This is a genomic window from Saccharopolyspora sp. NFXS83, assembly GCF_026241095.1.
In the GTDB taxonomy this organism is placed as follows: Bacteria; Actinomycetota; Actinomycetes; order Mycobacteriales; family Pseudonocardiaceae; genus Saccharopolyspora_C.
Window position 1 is genome coordinate 35,862 of record NZ_JAPFGB010000021.1, and the last position, 15,207, is coordinate 51,068.

Below are 15,207 nucleotides of genomic sequence, written 5' to 3' on the forward strand. Positions count from 1 at the left end.
GTCTTCTAGACCGTAATGCGATGGGGCTCACTCCGACAGAGCCGGCAAATTCGGTGTGGACCAATTCGGCGGAGGAGGTGTTCCCCCCGAGCCCCGCACCAGGGAGTCAGTCTCAAGCCGAAAACGTTGCAATCGAGTTGCCAAACGATCGGGCGACCCGCCGTGACGAGGGGGCGAGCGGCGTCCGAGCACGGGTTGTCCGCTCGCCGTACCGACCGGCAGGTAGCGTCCAGCCTCGTGAGTGCCCAAGAGTCGTTGCTCCCGCTGCTGGAGCTGCCCGGTGTCACCGACGCGGTCGCCGCCGCGCGGACGGCGATCGACGAGATCCACCGGCACCCGGCGAACCGCCGCGGCTGGCCCGCGACCAGCGCCGAGGCCTCGGTGCGAGCCGCGCGCGCCTCGGCCGCCGTCGCCGGTGGCGCCACCGAGATCCCGGACAGCGGCGAGGTCAGCGACCCGCTGCTGGCGGGCGCGTTGCGCGTGGCGGAGGCGCTGGGGCCGTTGCTGCCCACCTGGCAGCGCGCGCCGCTGCAGGCGCTGGCGCGACTGCACGTGCTGGCCGCCGCGGACCTCCCCGGCGACCCGGAGCGGCTGGGCAGGCCGCGGGCCGACGAGGCGGTGTCCGGCCGGCTCGACCTGCTCTCCCAGGTGGTCGCGGACGCGGGCGGCAAATCTCAAGGCGTCGTGCCGGGGCCCGTGCAGGCGGCGGTGGTGCACGGCGAACTGCTCGCGCTGGCCCCGTTCGGCGAGGTCGACGGCATCGTGGCGCGGGCCGCCGCGCGGCTCAGCGTGATCGGCAGCGGACTCGACCCGAAGGGCCTGGTCGTCCCGGAGGTCGCCTACTTCCGGCGGCAGGCCGACTACGAGGCCGCGGCGGCGGCCTTCGCCACCGGCGAACCCGACGGGGTCGCGCGGTGGATCGTGCACTGCTGCACGGCGCTGGAGACCGGCGCGCGCGAGGCGAAGTCCATCGCCGACGCCGTCGAAGCCTGACCTTCGCGGTCGGCGCGAGGAGTCCTCGCAGGACGATTCCTCGGTCGTCGTCTCGTCCGCGGCGGAGCCGCCGGGGGCTGCGCCGCGCGAACAGTTCTGGAAATGCCGAGGAGCGGACGTGCCCAAGAAAGTCCTGATCGACTGCGATCCGGGTATCGACGACGCGCTGGCGATCGCGTTCGCGCACGGCCGCCCGGAGCTCGAACTCGTCGGGCTCACCACCGTCGCGGGCAACGTGGGGCTGGAGCACACCACGAACAACGCGCGGTGCCTGGCCGAGTTCTACGGCATGGACGTGCCGATCGCGGCGGGAGCCGACCGCCCGCTGGTGCGGGAGCGCGTGCTCGCCGACCAGGTGCACGGCGGAAACGGGCTCGGCGGAGTCGTGCTGCCCGCCGCCGCGACACCGGTGGTCGACCGGCACGCGGTCGACTTCATCATCGACGAGCTGGCCGCCGCGCCCGGGCAGATCAGCCTGCTCGCCGTGGGGCCGCTGACGAACATCGCGCTGGCCGTGCGCAAGGAACCCCGGATCGTCGAGTGGGCCCGCGAGTTCGTGATCATGGGCGGGTCGTACACGCGCGGCAACCGCACCCCGGCCGCCGAGTTCAACGTCCTCGCCGACCCCGAAGCCGCCGCGGTCGTGTTCGACGCGGGCTGGCGCACCACGATGATCGGCCTCGACCTGACCGCCCAGGCCCGCGCCACCGCCGACGTGCGCGGCCGGTTCGCCGTGCTGGGCCGGTTGGAGTCGGAGCTGATCTCACCGATCCTGGACTTCTACGGGCGGCACCCGCAGTACCGGGAGCACGGCCCGGCGGTGCACGACGCCTGCGCGGTGGCCTACGCGCTCGACCCCGGTCTGTTCACCACGGTGCCCGCGCGGGTCGACGTGGAGATCCACGGCCGGTTCACCTCGGGCATGACCGTCACGGACTTCGCCGCCCCGGCCGCACGGCACAACGCCGAGGTGGCGACGGTCCTCGACGCGGAGCGCTTCTGGAACCGCCTCCTGGAGGCCTTCAGCCACGTCGCGACCAGGATGCCCTGACATGCGCGGAGCGCCGGACTCGACGGGTCGGCTTCCGCTTCACTCCGGGTAGGCCAGGTCGAGCCAGACCCAGCGGGCGACGGCGGCGACGAGCACGAGGCCTGGGACGACGAACCACCACCAGCGCAGCCAGTGCAACGCCACCGGCAGCGCGCGCAGCAGGCCGCCGAACACGGCGAGCACGATCGCCAGCAGGGCGCTCACCGAGATCGCGGTGAGCACGTCGTCGTCCCACGCCGCGCGCGGCACCATGGACCAGGACGAGACCACGGCGAACACCGCCACGACGTCCACCGCGACGCAGAGCACCGCGCTCAGCCAGGTGCCGATCACCCGGCCGGTGCGGCGGGGGTCGTTCTCGTTCACTCCATCGCCTTCCTCGCCTGCGGCAGGTTCTCGACCAACGTCTTGCCGTAGTCCTGCGCCGCCGCGCTGTCCTTGCCCTCAGCGCCATCGTTGTACAGCGCGCCGATCTCGGCGTAGTGCTCCTCGGTCATCTCACCGGCAGGGACATCAGCGGATCCGGACTGCGCCTTGAGATCGGCGACGTGCTGGGCGCTGATCAGGATGTTCGTCGTCGGGTCCTCGGAAGCGGCGATGACCTCTTCCCGCTTGTCGTCGGTCAGCGACTCGGGGTCGTAGCCGAGCACTTCGGCGCTGCGCCGGACCTGCACGGACAACGGGCCGTAGGAGGTCTCGTCGACGTCGCCACCGGCTCGGCTGGTTCTCGGGGCTGATCGGGGACCAGTCCGGCTCGGCCAGGTCGCGTGCGGTTCCCGTGGCGTCGTCCCACACGCGGCCCTTGCCGCCCACTTCTTGCCAGGCGATACCGGCGACCAGTTCGGCGGGCAGGCCCGATTCGCGCGCGGCGGCTTCGATGGCGGCCTTGTTGTCGCCGATCCACTGCTCGCGGAACTCGTCGGAGTTCTCGCTAAGCCAGTACGGCGTGTTCTTCCCTTCGGGAAGCGTCCCGGCCAGGTCCCGGAAGCGCTGCAAGGTCGGGGACACCGCGTCCGTTCCGTTGAACGTCTCCAGTTCGGTCTTCGGCCCGCCACCGGGCAGCGCGACGTTGGCGTCGCCCGCCGCCTGCTGCGCCTCGGAGCCCACTTCGGCGATTCCCGCGAGGATCACGGCGGTGTCCGCGGACTGCGCCCGGAAGTCGGGCAGCCCCTCGTACGCCGCGTTCAGCTGGCCGAGGCAGGTTCCGCGGGCCGCTGACTCGATCTGCTCGGCTTCGCCGAACTTGCCGCCTGCCTGGTCGTAGTACCGCTGCGCGGCGTCCCGGATGGAGTCGACGTCCACGCCGAGTTCGGCGAACCAGTCGAGCACCCCGGTGGTGCTGCTGATGTCCTCCCACTGCCGCATCGGCTCGGCCTCCTGCGCCGTCCGGGTGAGCGCGGTCGCGACCTTGCCGATCTCCTCGCTGAGCTTCTGCTCGCTGAGCTGACCTTCCTGGACCAGCCGTTGCGCCTCGGCCAGCTCCGGGGCGTACCCGTCGAGGGCTTTGCACGCGGTGTCGAAGCCGACCGCGAGCTCGTCCACGAGCTGGGCGACCTCCTGCAACCGCGCGTCGTACTGCTCCCGGCCGGTGCCTTCCCATTCGGTCTCGTCGCGGACCCGGTCGACCGTCGGCCGGGTCGACGAGAGCAGGTCGTGCATGCGCCGGAATTCGTCGGCGTTGCGCTCGACCATCGAGGGCACGACCTCGCTGAGGAACTCGACGTCCGCGTAGTAGGTCACGGATCACCGGTCCTCGGGTGCGATGAAGGCCCCCTCGGACAGGAATCGGCTGAGTTCGTCGCGGACTTGGCCGTCCACGGTGACGTGCTCCTCGCCGACCGCCTTCAACTTCGTGGACAGCGCGGCCAGCAACGCGGCGAGGTCCGTGTACTGGTTCAGCCGGTGAGGGAGCGCAGGGCTTCGCGGACCTGGCCGTCGGAGACCGCGAGCGCGGCGGCGGCGCGTTCCACGTCGGCGCCGGTGAGCAGGTGCACCAGCGCGGTCTTGAGATCGCCGCCCGCGGCGCCGAGCGCGTGCGCGCACTCGTCCTCGGAGGCGTTCGTGGCCTCCCGCAGGATCCCCACGGTGCGTCCGCGCAGCTTCGCGTTCGTCGCGAGGAGGCTGACCATCAGGTTGGAGTAGGTGCGCCCCATCCGGACCATCACGGCCGTGGAGAACGACGTGAGCACCAGCTTCTGCGCGGTGCCCGCCTTCATCCGGGTGGAGCCCGCGATGGGCTCGGGGCCGGTGTCCACCGCGATCGTCAGGTCGGCGGGGGCGTCGGCGGCCGACTCCGGGTTGGCCGACATCAACGCCGTGCCCGCTCCGATCTCGCGGGCCGCGCGCAACGCGCCCAGCACGTACGGCGTGCGGCCGGAGGCGGTCAGCCCGAGCACGAAGTCCGAGCTGGTCACCGCCGAGCGGATCGCCGACGCACCCGATTCGGTGTCGTCCTCGGCATTCTCCACCGGCTTCTGGAACGCGCCGCTGCCACCGGCCTGGTGCGCGACGACCCAGTCCGCGGGCACGTTGTAGGTGGGGATGAGCTCGGCCGCGTCGAGCACCGCGAGCCGCCCCGAGGTGCCCGCGCCGACGTAGTGCACCCGCCCGCCGCCGCGCAGCGCGGTGACGGCCAGGTCCACCGCGCGCGCCAGTTCGGGCAGCGCCCGGCCCACCGCCTCCGGCACGGTGCGGTCCTCGGCGTTGAGCACCTGCAGGATGTCCAGCGTCGGCAGCAGGTCGATGTCCCTGGTCCGGTCGTTGGTGCGCTCCGTGGGCGCGTTCACTCTCACGGCGGGCTCGTCCGCCGGTGTGTTGCGGCTCATCGACCGTCCTCCTTGTGCCTGCGGCGATCGGGGCGGGCACCGAGCCGGTGCGCGCCGACCGCCTCGTAGGTGACTTCCAGCGCTGCCTTGGTGTCGTCGATCCGGCGTTGCGCCACGCCGATGAACAGGCAGTCGATCACGGTGAGCTGGCCGATGCGGCTGGCCATCGCCCCGGAACGGTAGGTCGTCTCGCGCACCGCCGTGGTGAGCACGTGGTCGGCGATCTCGGTGATGGGGGAGCGGCTGAAGTTGGTGAGCGCCGCCGTGACCGCGCCGCGGTGGCCCGCTTCGCGCAGCGCCTCGATGGTCTCGGTGGTGGCGCCGGTGTGCGAGATGCCGAGCGCCACGTCGCCGTCGCGCAGCAGCGCCGCCGAGGTCAACGCCGCGTGCGTGTCCGACCAGGCGAAGCAGGTCAGCCCGATGCGGTGCAGCTTCTGCTGCAGGTCGAGGGCGACGAAGGCGCTGGCGCCGACGCCGTAGACGTCGATCCGGCGGGCTTGCGCGACGGCGTCGACCACCGCGGACAGCGCGTCCGCGTCGAGCTGGCCGGCGGTCTCCTCCACCGCTTTCGCGTCTGCGTACGCGACCTTGTCGATGATCTGGTCCAGCCGGTCGTCCGGCTCGATGTCGCCGCCCAGGTCGCGGTCCCGGTTGGAGGTGCGCGCGGTGTCGGCGGCGAGGGCGATGCGCAGGTCCGGGTAGCCGCCGACTCCGATGGCCTTGCAGAACCGGGTCACGGTGGTTTCGCTGGTGCCCGCGGCCTCGGCCACGTCGGTGATGCTGCGCCGCGCGATGGAGGCGGGCGCGGACAGCACGATGTTGGCCACCCGCTGTTCGGCTTTGGCCAGACCGGGGAGCAGGGAGCGGATGCGGACCAGGGGGCTGGTCGCACCGGCTTCGGCGGAGGCTTCGTCAATGGCCATGTGGGAAACTTACTAACGTCGATCTGCGCAGGTCAATGCGGGTATCTCCGGGGTGTGCGGGATCTTGCCGGTTTGGGCGCGTGGGAGCCTGTCATCGGGGGGACGGTGTTCGGCGCCCGCCGGGTTGCACCGCGGATTCGCTACCCTGCGCAGAGCCGCCGACGGTGCGAAGCGGGGTGACATGAGCGGGCCAGCGGACCTCGGCTCCGAGTTGTTCTGCGCGACCGGGTCGGTCTCGACGTCCGTCGCCGAGCACGCAGAATTCCTGCTCCAGCAGCACGAGACCGGAGCCCTGCGGCTCTACGACCGCGGTGCGCTGGACCCCGCGGACCCGGCGACCCCGCTGCGCCACCGGATGACGTGGCTGCGCGACGGCGACCCGGTCTCGGCCGTGCTGGTGCTGCTGGCGCGGGACGAGCAGGTGCGGTTGTGGTTCGCCGCCCGCTGCCCCGCCGGGTGGGGGCACGGCGTGCCGTCGCCGCTGATCCGGGCCGGTCTGTCGCGGTTCCCGCTGGCCGATCCGCGCAGCGGCCTCGCCGTCACCGGTTCCACGCTGCGCGACGACCCCGAGGACCTGGCGGGACTGCTCGCGGCCACCCGGGATCGGCGCGGGGAGACGGCGGTGCTGGTGCGCCACGTCGACCGGGAGCCGGGGAGCCCGCTGGTGGTGCCGCGCCGGTCGGCGGAGTTCCGGAAGGCGACGATGGGCTGCGCGTCGATGGTGTTCATCGGCGACGCCGTGGCGTGGCGGCTCGCCGCGGAACTGCCCGAGCGGCTGCGGATCCCGTGGCGGGGCGCCAGGTTGTTCCTCCCAAGCGCCTGGTCCGCCGAGTGCGACGACCCTCGAATGTCCGAAGTGGACGCCGAGGGTGCCGGGTCGTGGCCGGATGCGGTCGACCTCGCGCTGCGGGTGTCGCGGAGCAGGGAGAGCGGCACGGCGGACGCCGAACTGTGGTCGATGCTGTTCGCCACCGCCTGGCACGACGAGCGCGTCGCCGACACCCCCGCCGGGCCGGGGGAGCGCTGGTTCGCGGTCGCCGGTGGAGCGGACAAGTCCGACCTGCGCCAGCGCATCCAGGGCTCCGGCGCGCGGCAGGCGGAATCGAAGGAGGTCGCGGCCCGGCGCGCGGACGCGGTGAGCGGGCTGAACGCGGAGATCGACCAGGCCACCGCCAGGCTCGCCGGACTGGACCGGTCCCGGCGCGCTCTGGCGGGCGCCGCGCTGCGGCTGCGCGCCGAACGCGACGCCGCGCGGGAACGGCTCGCAGGCACCTCCCTCGGCGTCGCTCGCCGAAGGCAGGACGTGGCGGTGCGCTCGGCGCGGGCCGGGGCGCGGCGGCTGGCCGACCGCGAGCGGGACCTGGAACGGTTGCGGGATCGGGAGGATCGGCTGCGCAGCGAGCTCGGCCGCGCCGCGGCGCCCGAGGTGATCCGGCCGGTGGAGCCGGCGGGGGTGCGCTTCGGTCCGGGAGTCGGTGCGGAGATCGAGCGCCTCGGCGACGCGCCGGCGCGGCGGTGCGGGCAGGTGCTCGACCTGCTCGCCGCGCACGCCGCCGCCCCCGGCGCTTCGCTCGCCGAGCGGCTGCGCGCCGCGGGGATCTCGCCGGTGGGGGATCCGCGCCCGTGGCCGGTCGAGCACCTCGCCGCCGTCACCTTCCGGGTGCCGATCGAGGTCGACCCGTCCGGGTGGGCGCCGTTTCCCGAGTTCGCGCGGCTGGACCACGCTGGTGATCCGAGGTTCGTGCTGCACTACCTCGACGACACCGCTGGGGCGACCGGCGTGGTGCACGTCGGCCACGTCGGTCCCGAACTCGCGGTCGGTGCGCCATGAACGAGGACGCCGGCGGTCCGGCACCGCTGCGCCGCACCGCGTTCTGCGCGGCGGGGCACGCCGACACCTCGCTGCGGGATGCCGAGCGGTGGCTCGTCCGGTCGCACGAATCAGGGGAGCTGCGGCTGATCGACGCGGGTAGCGAAGCCGGTGGTGACCTGCCGCGACGCTGGCGGGTGAGCTGGGGTCAGGGCTCCGCCGCGGTGCGCGCGGCGCTCGTGGTGTCCCGCGGCGCGGACGGCGGGAACGCGTTCTGGGTGTACGCGGAAGCCGCCCGGCCCTGGTCGATCCGGGACCAGGTCACCCCGGTGCAGAAGCTGGGCCTGCTCGAATCAGGGCTGCGGGATTCGCGCGGGGCGTACTCGCTGACCGAGCAGAACCCGTTGGTGGGCTTGGACGACGTGGACTTCCTGGTGCACACGTTCGCCGAGGGCATGCGGGATTCGCCGGTGCTCGTCTACAACGACGACTTCGGCCGGTCGCTGCCATCGGAGCTGGTGCGCTTCCGCAACGCCACCCGCGGATTGTGCGGGCTGCTGCCCGCCGACGACTCGGTCCGCGACCGCGTGAACGCCTTGCTGCCACCCGAGCGCCGCATTCCCGCCCGCGCCGCTCGTCTGTACCTGCCGCCGTGGTGGGTGGACCGCGAAGCAGACCCGGTGATCCCGCAGGACCGGTTCAACCGGCCCGGCGACTGGCGGAAGCTGGTGGACGCGGTGCTGCGGGCGAGCACGTGGCGCGCGGGCGGCGCCATCCGCATGACCGGCCAGGCGTGGCAGGCGCTGCTGTTCGATCCGATGCACGACCGGCGGGTCACCGAGGACGCCCGCGGCGGGGTGCTGCGCTGGCTGCCCGCCGCGGACGACGGCGGAGCGCGGGTGCTGCGCAACCGGCTCAGCGCCGCCGCCGAGCAGGAGGACGCCGCCCGCGACCAGGCGGAATCCGCCGCCGAAGTGCTCGCCGAACGGCGTGCCCGCGCGCACCGGCTGCGGGGGCGGGAGCAGCGGGAGCAGCGGTCCCGGCGGCGGCTGGCGGAACTGACGGTCCGATTGCGGCGGGAACGCGACGAGGCGGACGAGGCGCTGCGGTCCGGTTCGGTTCCGGCGGCGTGGCGCGCGGCGCGCGACGCCGAACTGGAAGCGGAGCTGTACGCGGCGGAACTGGACGACGTCGAGGACGAGCTGCTCCGGCTGCGCCACCGGGTCGCCGCGTTGGAACGCGCCGCCCGCGTGGACGAAGACCCCGGCGTGAGCGGGAGTCCCGGTGAGGGCGGGGATTCCGGCGACGCCCCACCGGCCGGAACACCCGACCCAGCCGACTTCGCCGACCTGCTCACCGCCGTCCGCCGGGACCTGCCCGCGCTGCGCATCGGCCCCCAGGTTGAACCGTCCGAATTGAACGGTCACCGCCGCAGCGCGCAGTGGTTGCGGCGCACCTGGAACGTGCTGGTCCTGCTGGACTCCTACGCCCACGACCGGGCCGCCGCCACCGATCACGGCCGTCTCGACCTGCGCGGCTTCGCGCACTACGTGCGGGTGCACGGGGGCGTGCGGGGGATCAGCGCGGCATCCGTCGCCTCGGGCGAGACGGAGATGGTGGTCAACACCCCGCGGTTCCGCAACGCCCGCACCTTCCCGGTGCCGCCGGAGGTCGACGCCTCCGGCCACGCCTTCTTCGGCGCCCACGTCAAGATCGACCGCAGCGGCGGTGTCGCTCCCCGGCTGCACTACTTCGACGACACCCGCGGCCCCACCGCCGCCGTCCACATCGGCTACCTCGGCCCGCACCTGCCCAGCCCGGAATCCAACTGACCGTCAGCCCGGCACGTGCTCCGGCTCGACGAGCACGACCACGCGCTCATCTCCGGGCTGCCCCCACTGGTAGACGTCCTCGCCGGTGTACTTCTTCGCCATCTTGTTGATGAACGCGTTCTCCGGGTCCGGTTCCGCTCCGACGACTCGGCCGCGGATCTCGACGTAGAGGTACGGGTTGTCCGGGTCGTGCGCGGACAGCGCGATGCGCGGATCCCGTTGCAGGTTCCGGAACTTCTGCCTGGTCGTGGTCTGGCTGAACTTCAAGTGCGTGCCGTCCCAGTCGATCCACACCGGGCTGGACTGCGGCTCGCCACGCGGACCGAGCGTGGCGATGTGCGCGAAAGCGCGCTTGCCGAGGATCTCTTCCAATTCCCGGGGAATCGCGGACATGGCACTGCCTCCCGACGCTCGACTGCGAACACCAGGAACGACACCGCGCTCGCGACCGCTATTCCGGATCGCGGCGCGGTTCCCCCGTTCGGGAAATGGGGGAGCCGTCAGCGGTCCACCCGCCGCCATCCCCGCGGGACGAGTCCGCCCGGTTCGCGCTCATCGTCGAGCAGCGTGCGCTGCTGGTCGGCGACGGAGATGCCGTCCAGCAGCACTCCGCGCCCGACGTACTGGTCGTCCGGGGAGTAGCGCCAGCGCAGCTGCACCCGCTGCCCCGGCCGTGCGTCCACCGTGCCGCGGACCTGCCACCACGCGCGGTGCCCGGACCCCGCCAGCTCCTGCTGCGGGCCGTCCGGCGCGCCCTCGCCTTCCGCCGCCACCGGCACGGGACGCCACGACCTGCCGCCGTCCACACTGGACTCGACGGTGAGCGGGTCGGCGCCGTCGCCGTCCCGCTGGGTGTCCACGAACGAATCGAAGGTCACCTCCGCGGGCCCGGCGACCGGACCCAGCTCCCGCGTCGTCAACGTCGCCGGAGCCGATGCGGGAGCCGCCCACTCCCGCGAACCGCGCGCCGGGCGCACCGCCAGCGACTCCGCCATGCCCTGCGCGAGCGCCTGGCGGGCTTCGTTGTTCGAACCCCACTCGCGCGACGGGTGCACCCGGTTCGTCAGCAGCACCACCACCGAACGCGACAACGGGTCCAGCACCAGCGACGTCCCGGTGTAGCCCGTGTGCCCCGCGGTCCGGGGACTACTGAGCCCGGCCATGTACCAGCGCTGGTCCAGCTCGAAGCCCAGGCCGTGCGAGTTGCCGGGGAAACCGCCGTTGAAGTCGGTGAGCATCTGATCCACCGAGTCCTCGTCCAGCAGCTCGGCCTCGCCGTAAGTGCCGCCGTTGAGCAGCGCCTGCCCCAGGATCGCCAGGTCGTGCGCGGTGGAGAAGATCCCGGCCTCCCCGGCGACACCGCCCAGCGACCACGCGTTCTCGTCGTGCACCTGGCCGCGGACCATGCCGCGCGGAGGGTCCGCCTGGAACTCCGTGGCCGCGATCCGATCCCGCTTGTCCGCGGGCGGGTTGTAGCCCGTGTCGACCATGCCCAGCGGCTCGGTGATCCGATGGCGCACCACCTCGTCGAGCGGCTCACCCGCCACGCGCGCCACCAGCAGACCCAGCGTGATCATGTTCGGGTCGGAGTACTCGTACCCCGAACCCGGTGGGTGCTGCGGCGTCAGGTTCATGACGTGCGGAATCCGCTCCTGCGGCGGCAGCTTCCACAGCTGTACCTCGGCCTGCAGCCCCGAGGTGTGCGTGAGCAGCTGCCGCACGGTGATCGCTTCCTTGCCGTGGGCGCCGAACTCCGGCAGGTACCGGGCGACCGGCGCGTCCAGCTCCACCGCACCGTCTTCGACCTGCTGCAACGCGGCGATCGAGGTGAACAGCTTCGTGATCGAGGCGACGTCGAAGATCGTGTCCGGGCGCATCGGCTCCTGCTGCTGCGGTGGCAGCTCGGTGCCCCGGCCGTCGGCGTAGCGGACCTCCCGGCCGAACGCGTCCTGGCGGACCACCACGCCGTCGTGCGCCAGCAGCGCCACCGCACCCGCGTACATCGGGTGCCGGCGCCCCGGAGTCACCTCCGTCCACGCCGCGATGCGCCGCATCGCCGCGTCGATCGGTTTCGCGTCGAGCCCCGCCTCCTGCGCGGAACCGGGCCGCAGCACGGTGTCCGAGGCCGCGAAGCCCTCCTGCGGACGGTCGAACCGGCCCCCCGCGCCCTCCGGTGCCGAAGCGCACGCGGGACTCGCGGTGGCCGCGGCGACCGATGCCAAGACCAGCGCCGACAGCGTTCTGCGCATCACGACCTCACCCCTCGAACGTCACCGGTACAGCGAATAACGTCCCCGCGACCGGCGGAACCCGGCCAGCTCGGCGTCCCACGAGCCGACGATCTCGTCCGCCCCCGCGCCCGCGTCGATCATGGTGCGAACCCGGTCGGTACCGGCCAACTTGTCGAACATGCCGTCCGGGCGCCAGCCGAACACCTGCGGGTACAGCCGCTTCACCGAGACCAGCATGGTGATCGCCACCCGCACCGGGTCCAGCTCGCCGTGCCGGTACAGCTGCACACCGCCGCAGGTCGCGTCGGCGTGCTTGGAGAACGTCGGCACGAAGTAGGTCTCGCGGAACCGCACGCCTTCCAGCCCGGCCGCGTTCAGCTCCTCGGCCCACCGCCAGTCGATGCCTGGCGCGCCGATGATCTCGAAGGGCCGCGTCGTGCCCCGACCCTCGGACAGCAGCGTGCCCTCGAACAACCCGGTTCCGGGATACACCATCGCGGTGTCCGGCGTCGGCATGTTCGGGCTCGGCGGCACCCACGGCACCGCGGGCTCCGCGCCGCGACCGCGCCAGCCCTCGACGCGCACCACCTGCAACCGGTCGCCCAGCGGCGCGTCGAGGAACTCGGCGTCGAACATCTTCGCCAGCTCGCCGATCGTCATACCGTGCTGCTGCGCGATCGGCAGCAGCCCCACCCCGGAGGCGAACCGCGGATCGAGGACCGGCCCCGCCACCTGGTGCCCGCCGATCGGGTTCGGCCGGTCCAGCACCACGAACTCCGCGCCGACCTCGGCGGCGGCCCGCATCGCCTCGTACATCGTCCAGATGTAGGTGTAGAAGCGGGCGCCGACGTCGGCGATGTCGAACACGACCCGCTGCACCCCGGCCTTGCGGAACATGCCGGCCAGCGCCGCCACGTCCGCGCCGTACGCGTCGTACACCGGGATCCCGGTGCGCGGGTCGGTGACGTCGCCCTCCGAACCGCCGGCCTGCGACGTTCCCCGGAAACCGTGCTCGGGGCCGAACACCGCCGCGATGTCCACCCCCTCGGTCCCGTGCATCGCGTCCACCACGTGCTCCAGCGATGCCAGCACCCCGGTCGGGTTGGTGACCACTCCGAGCCTGAGCCCGGTCAGCCGCTGCCAGCCCTCCGCGGCCAGCACGTCCGCGCCCGTGCGCACCTGCCCGGTCGCCGGATCGTCCGGTGCCGCCGCGCACGCGCTGCCCGCGCCCAGCAGCGGGGCGGTGAGCGCGGTCGTCGTCAGGAATCCCCGCCTGTTCAGCGGCATCGGGTCACCAGCTCAATCCGTGGCCGAACGGGAAGCGCTCCGTTCCGGGGGCGTCCGGATCGGGCACCGGAACCGGCAGCTTCCCGGTGGGGCCGACCTCGCCGAGCAGCACCCGCGCCAGCGACTCCATCGCCACCGGCTTGTCCGAGTACGTCGCCACCCAGGTGGGCACCGCTTCCACGTACGCGGCGTCGTACGGGTCCCGCACCGGGACCGCGATCACCCGCGCGCCGGAGGCCTGCAACTCGCGCACCAGCGCGCGTTGCGGCGCGTTGTCCTCGTTCCACGCCGCGTTGGTGAGCACCACGGTCGTGTCGTGGCCCTTGGCCGCGTCGACCGCCCGCGCGATCTGGGCGGACGTCGGCGCCATGCCGGTGGGCAGCGCGGTCGTCCGAGGCCCGCGCGCCCCGATCCGGTCCGCGAGCGACTTCGCCGCCTCGTCCCCGGCGCCGGTGACCAGCACCCGGCCCGGGGCCCGCAGCGGCAGCTCGTTCGCGTCGTTGCGCAGCACCGTCGTCGTGCGGTCGGTGATCCGCTGCGCCTGCTCCCGGTGCTCGGCGTTGCCGACGAGCTCGCCCACCTTCGCCGGGTCGACGAACGGTGCGTCGAGCACGCCGCGCACCCGCTTCATCTCCAAGATCCGTTCGACGCTGGCGTCGATGCGGTCCTCGGTCAACGCCCCTGAGCGCACCGCGCCCAGCACGCCGTCGATCGCCACCGGCAGGTTCTGCGGCATCAGCAGCTGATCCGCGCCCGCCTGCAGCGCCAGCACCGGGATCTCCGCGTCCGAGTGCTGTTGGCGCACCCCGTCCATCTGCAGCGAATCGGTGGAGATCACGCCCCGGAAGCCCAGCTCGTCCCGCAGCATGCCGGTGAGCACCGCGGGCGACAGCGTCGAGGGCTCACCCGAATCGTCCAGCTTCGGCACCACGATGTGCCCGCTCATCACGACGTCGGTGCCCGCGGCGATCGCCTCCCGGAACGGGGGCGCGTCGAGCTGCTCCCACTGCTCGCGGGTGTGCTCGATGACCGGCAACGAGGTGTGGCTGTCCTGGTTCGTGTCGCCGTGGCCGGGGAAGTGCTTGATCGCCGCCGAGACCCCCGCCACGCCCGGATCCTGGTAGCCGCGCACCGCGGCGGCCGACAGCTGCGCGGCCAGCGCCGGGTCGGAGGAGAAGGAGCGCACCCCGATCACCGGGTTCGCCGGGTTCACGTTCACGTCCCCGCTCGGCGCGAAGTCCTGGTTGAGCCCCATCGCGCGCAGTTCCTCACCGGTGATCCGGGCGGACGCCGCGGCGTCCTGCGGGCTGCGGCCCGCGCCCAGCGCCATGTTGCCGGGCAGCTGCGTCGCGGGCTCCCCGATCCGGGTCACCTGGCCCTGCTCCTGATCGGTGGAGATCAGCAGCGGCACCTCGGCCCCGGAGGACACCGCGGCGCGCTGCACGCCGTTGGAGTGCTCCGCGATCTGCTCCGGGTCGTGGAGGCTGTCGGTCCAGTTGAAGTGGATCAGTCCGCCCAGGTGGTAGCGCTGCACCACCTGCGCCGGGGTGTCCACGCCGAACTCGACCTTGTTCTCGGGGTGCGCTGCGTCGGCGGAGCGCCCGTAGGCGTAGGTGGTGAACAGCTGGCCGACCTTCTGCTCCAGCGTCATGGCCTGCACCTTGGCCTTGACCGAGGGGTCCACCTCGCTGTGCACGGTGGGCGCGGCCGGTTCCTGGGCGCCGGCGGCGGACAGGCCGCCGCCGACGGCGAGCACCGCGACCGCGCTGCCGAGGACCGCCGTGATCCGGCGGGACTGTTTCGAGCCCACGGGGGACCTCCTGGGGCTGTTGCCCACAGTCCCGTGGCGGGGCGCCGGTTCGGGGTCGGCGGGCGAGGGCGGAAAGTCGTCCACCACAACGCGGGTGGAATCCGGAAGCTACCCACATGCCCGTGCCCGGTCAACGCCATCCGGCGGCGGTGGCGGGGAAAATCCCTGATCAGCTCATCGGGGTGACGTTCCCCGCGCCGGGGAACGGGGCCCGGCGGCCTGGCGCAAGAACGGCGGCGCCCGCCTTGGCGAGCGCCGCCTTTCGCGTGGTGGACGGGTTACCAAGCGTGCACGAATGTCGTAACTTCCGGGCTAGGCGTCCGGCGTCCCGGTACGCAACCCCGTCGACGACCGGCCTCACGTGGCGGCAGCGCGTGGGTGCTCCGTCTCTACGCACGGAGCCCGGTCCGGGGTGGACGGTGCTTCTCCTCCGCACCGTCCCTGG

General features: G+C 72.8%; 14 protein-coding genes. 4 read left to right on the forward strand and 10 right to left on the reverse strand.

Features of this window, described 5'->3' with window-relative positions:
• Window positions 1–237 precede the first annotated feature (237 nt).
• Together OOZ19_RS21630 and OOZ19_RS21635 are read left to right on the forward strand one after the other, a co-directional pair.
• A complete protein-coding gene (locus OOZ19_RS21630; protein WP_184483604.1) occupies window positions 238–993 on the forward strand; it encodes a Fic family protein in 756 nt (251 codons plus the stop codon).
• 118 nt (window positions 994–1,111) lie between these two features.
• Complete coding sequence (locus OOZ19_RS21635; RefSeq protein ID WP_266091969.1) at window positions 1,112–2,044, forward strand: nucleoside hydrolase; 933 nt, start codon at window positions 1,112–1,114, stop codon at window positions 2,042–2,044.
• Between the two features lie 39 nt (window positions 2,045–2,083).
• Here the strand turns inward: OOZ19_RS21635 and OOZ19_RS21640 are convergent, their stop codons facing one another.
• Genes OOZ19_RS21640 through OOZ19_RS21665 form a run of 6 tightly spaced genes read right to left on the reverse strand, consistent with a single transcriptional unit; the run spans window position 2,084 to window position 5,792 of the window.
• Window positions 2,084–2,410 (reverse strand): hypothetical protein, encoded by a 327-nt coding sequence (locus OOZ19_RS21640; protein ID WP_266091970.1) that lies wholly within the window; start codon window positions 2,408–2,410, stop codon window positions 2,084–2,086.
• Complete coding sequence (locus OOZ19_RS21645) at window positions 2,407–2,541, reverse strand: hypothetical protein (RefSeq protein ID WP_266091971.1); 135 nt, start codon at window positions 2,539–2,541, stop codon at window positions 2,407–2,409. Before OOZ19_RS21645 ends, OOZ19_RS21640 begins: the two co-directional genes overlap by 4 nt.
• A 16-nt stretch (window positions 2,542–2,557) precedes the next feature.
• Window positions 2,558–3,784, reverse strand: coding sequence for a hypothetical protein (locus OOZ19_RS21650; protein WP_266091972.1), 1,227 nt, complete (start codon window positions 3,782–3,784; stop codon window positions 2,558–2,560).
• 3 nt (window positions 3,785–3,787) lie between these two features.
• Window positions 3,788–3,916: a hypothetical protein gene (locus OOZ19_RS21655; RefSeq protein ID WP_266091973.1), complete on the reverse strand. Its 129-nt coding sequence runs from the start codon at window positions 3,914–3,916 to the stop codon at window positions 3,788–3,790.
• Window positions 3,917–3,939: 23 nt separating this feature from the next.
• A complete protein-coding gene (murQ, locus tag OOZ19_RS21660; RefSeq protein WP_266091974.1) occupies window positions 3,940–4,869 on the reverse strand; it encodes an N-acetylmuramic acid 6-phosphate etherase in 930 nt (309 codons plus the stop codon).
• Complete coding sequence (locus tag OOZ19_RS21665) at window positions 4,866–5,792, reverse strand: MurR/RpiR family transcriptional regulator (protein ID WP_266091975.1); 927 nt, start codon at window positions 5,790–5,792, stop codon at window positions 4,866–4,868. The genes murQ and OOZ19_RS21665 overlap by 4 nt, the downstream gene beginning before the upstream one ends.
• A 181-nt stretch (window positions 5,793–5,973) precedes the next feature.
• Between OOZ19_RS21665 and OOZ19_RS21670 the strand changes: the two genes are divergently transcribed.
• The gene (locus tag OOZ19_RS21670; RefSeq protein ID WP_266091976.1) at window positions 5,974–7,623 is read left to right on the forward strand and encodes a hypothetical protein; all 1,650 of its coding nucleotides are present in this window, start codon (window positions 5,974–5,976) and stop codon (window positions 7,621–7,623) included.
• Entirely contained in the window at window positions 7,620–9,434 is a 1,815-nt protein-coding gene (locus OOZ19_RS21675; RefSeq protein ID WP_266091977.1) for a hypothetical protein, read from the forward strand. The genes OOZ19_RS21670 and OOZ19_RS21675 overlap by 4 nt, the downstream gene beginning before the upstream one ends.
• Before the next feature lie 3 nt (window positions 9,435–9,437).
• Here the strand turns inward: OOZ19_RS21675 and OOZ19_RS21680 are convergent, their stop codons facing one another.
• The 4 genes from OOZ19_RS21680 to OOZ19_RS21695 form a co-directional block, all read right to left on the reverse strand.
• Entirely contained in the window at window positions 9,438–9,827 is a 390-nt protein-coding gene (locus tag OOZ19_RS21680) for a PPOX class F420-dependent oxidoreductase (protein WP_266091978.1), read from the reverse strand.
• 107 nt (window positions 9,828–9,934) lie between these two features.
• Window positions 9,935–11,683: a serine hydrolase domain-containing protein gene (locus OOZ19_RS21685; RefSeq protein ID WP_266091979.1), complete on the reverse strand. Its 1,749-nt coding sequence runs from the start codon at window positions 11,681–11,683 to the stop codon at window positions 9,935–9,937.
• 21 nt (window positions 11,684–11,704) lie between these two features.
• A complete protein-coding gene (locus OOZ19_RS21690) occupies window positions 11,705–12,952 on the reverse strand; it encodes an exo-beta-N-acetylmuramidase NamZ family protein (RefSeq protein WP_266091980.1) in 1,248 nt (415 codons plus the stop codon).
• A 4-nt stretch (window positions 12,953–12,956) separates the two neighbouring features.
• Window positions 12,957–14,762 (reverse strand): glycoside hydrolase family 3 protein, encoded by a 1,806-nt coding sequence (locus OOZ19_RS21695; protein ID WP_266091981.1) that lies wholly within the window; start codon window positions 14,760–14,762, stop codon window positions 12,957–12,959.
• Window positions 14,763–15,207: the final 445 nt, after the last annotated feature.

Coding starts and splice junctions, on each gene's coding strand:
- OOZ19_RS21670 (WP_266091976.1), top strand. CDS start 5,974: ATGAGCGGGCCAGCGGACCTCGGCTCCGAGTTGTTCTGCGCGACCGGG.
- OOZ19_RS21645 (WP_266091971.1), bottom strand. CDS start 2,541: ATGACCGAGGAGCACTACGCCGAGATCGGCGCGCTGTACAACGATGGC.
- OOZ19_RS21675 (WP_266091977.1), top strand. CDS start 7,620: ATGAACGAGGACGCCGGCGGTCCGGCACCGCTGCGCCGCACCGCGTTC.
- OOZ19_RS21680 (WP_266091978.1), bottom strand. CDS start 9,827: ATGTCCGCGATTCCCCGGGAATTGGAAGAGATCCTCGGCAAGCGCGCT.
- OOZ19_RS21665 (WP_266091975.1), bottom strand. CDS start 5,792: ATGGCCATTGACGAAGCCTCCGCCGAAGCCGGTGCGACCAGCCCCCTG.
- OOZ19_RS21685 (WP_266091979.1), bottom strand. CDS start 11,683: ATGCGCAGAACGCTGTCGGCGCTGGTCTTGGCATCGGTCGCCGCGGCC.
- OOZ19_RS21690 (WP_266091980.1), bottom strand. CDS start 12,952: ATGCCGCTGAACAGGCGGGGATTCCTGACGACGACCGCGCTCACCGCC.
- murQ (WP_266091974.1), bottom strand. CDS start 4,869: ATGAGCCGCAACACACCGGCGGACGAGCCCGCCGTGAGAGTGAACGCG.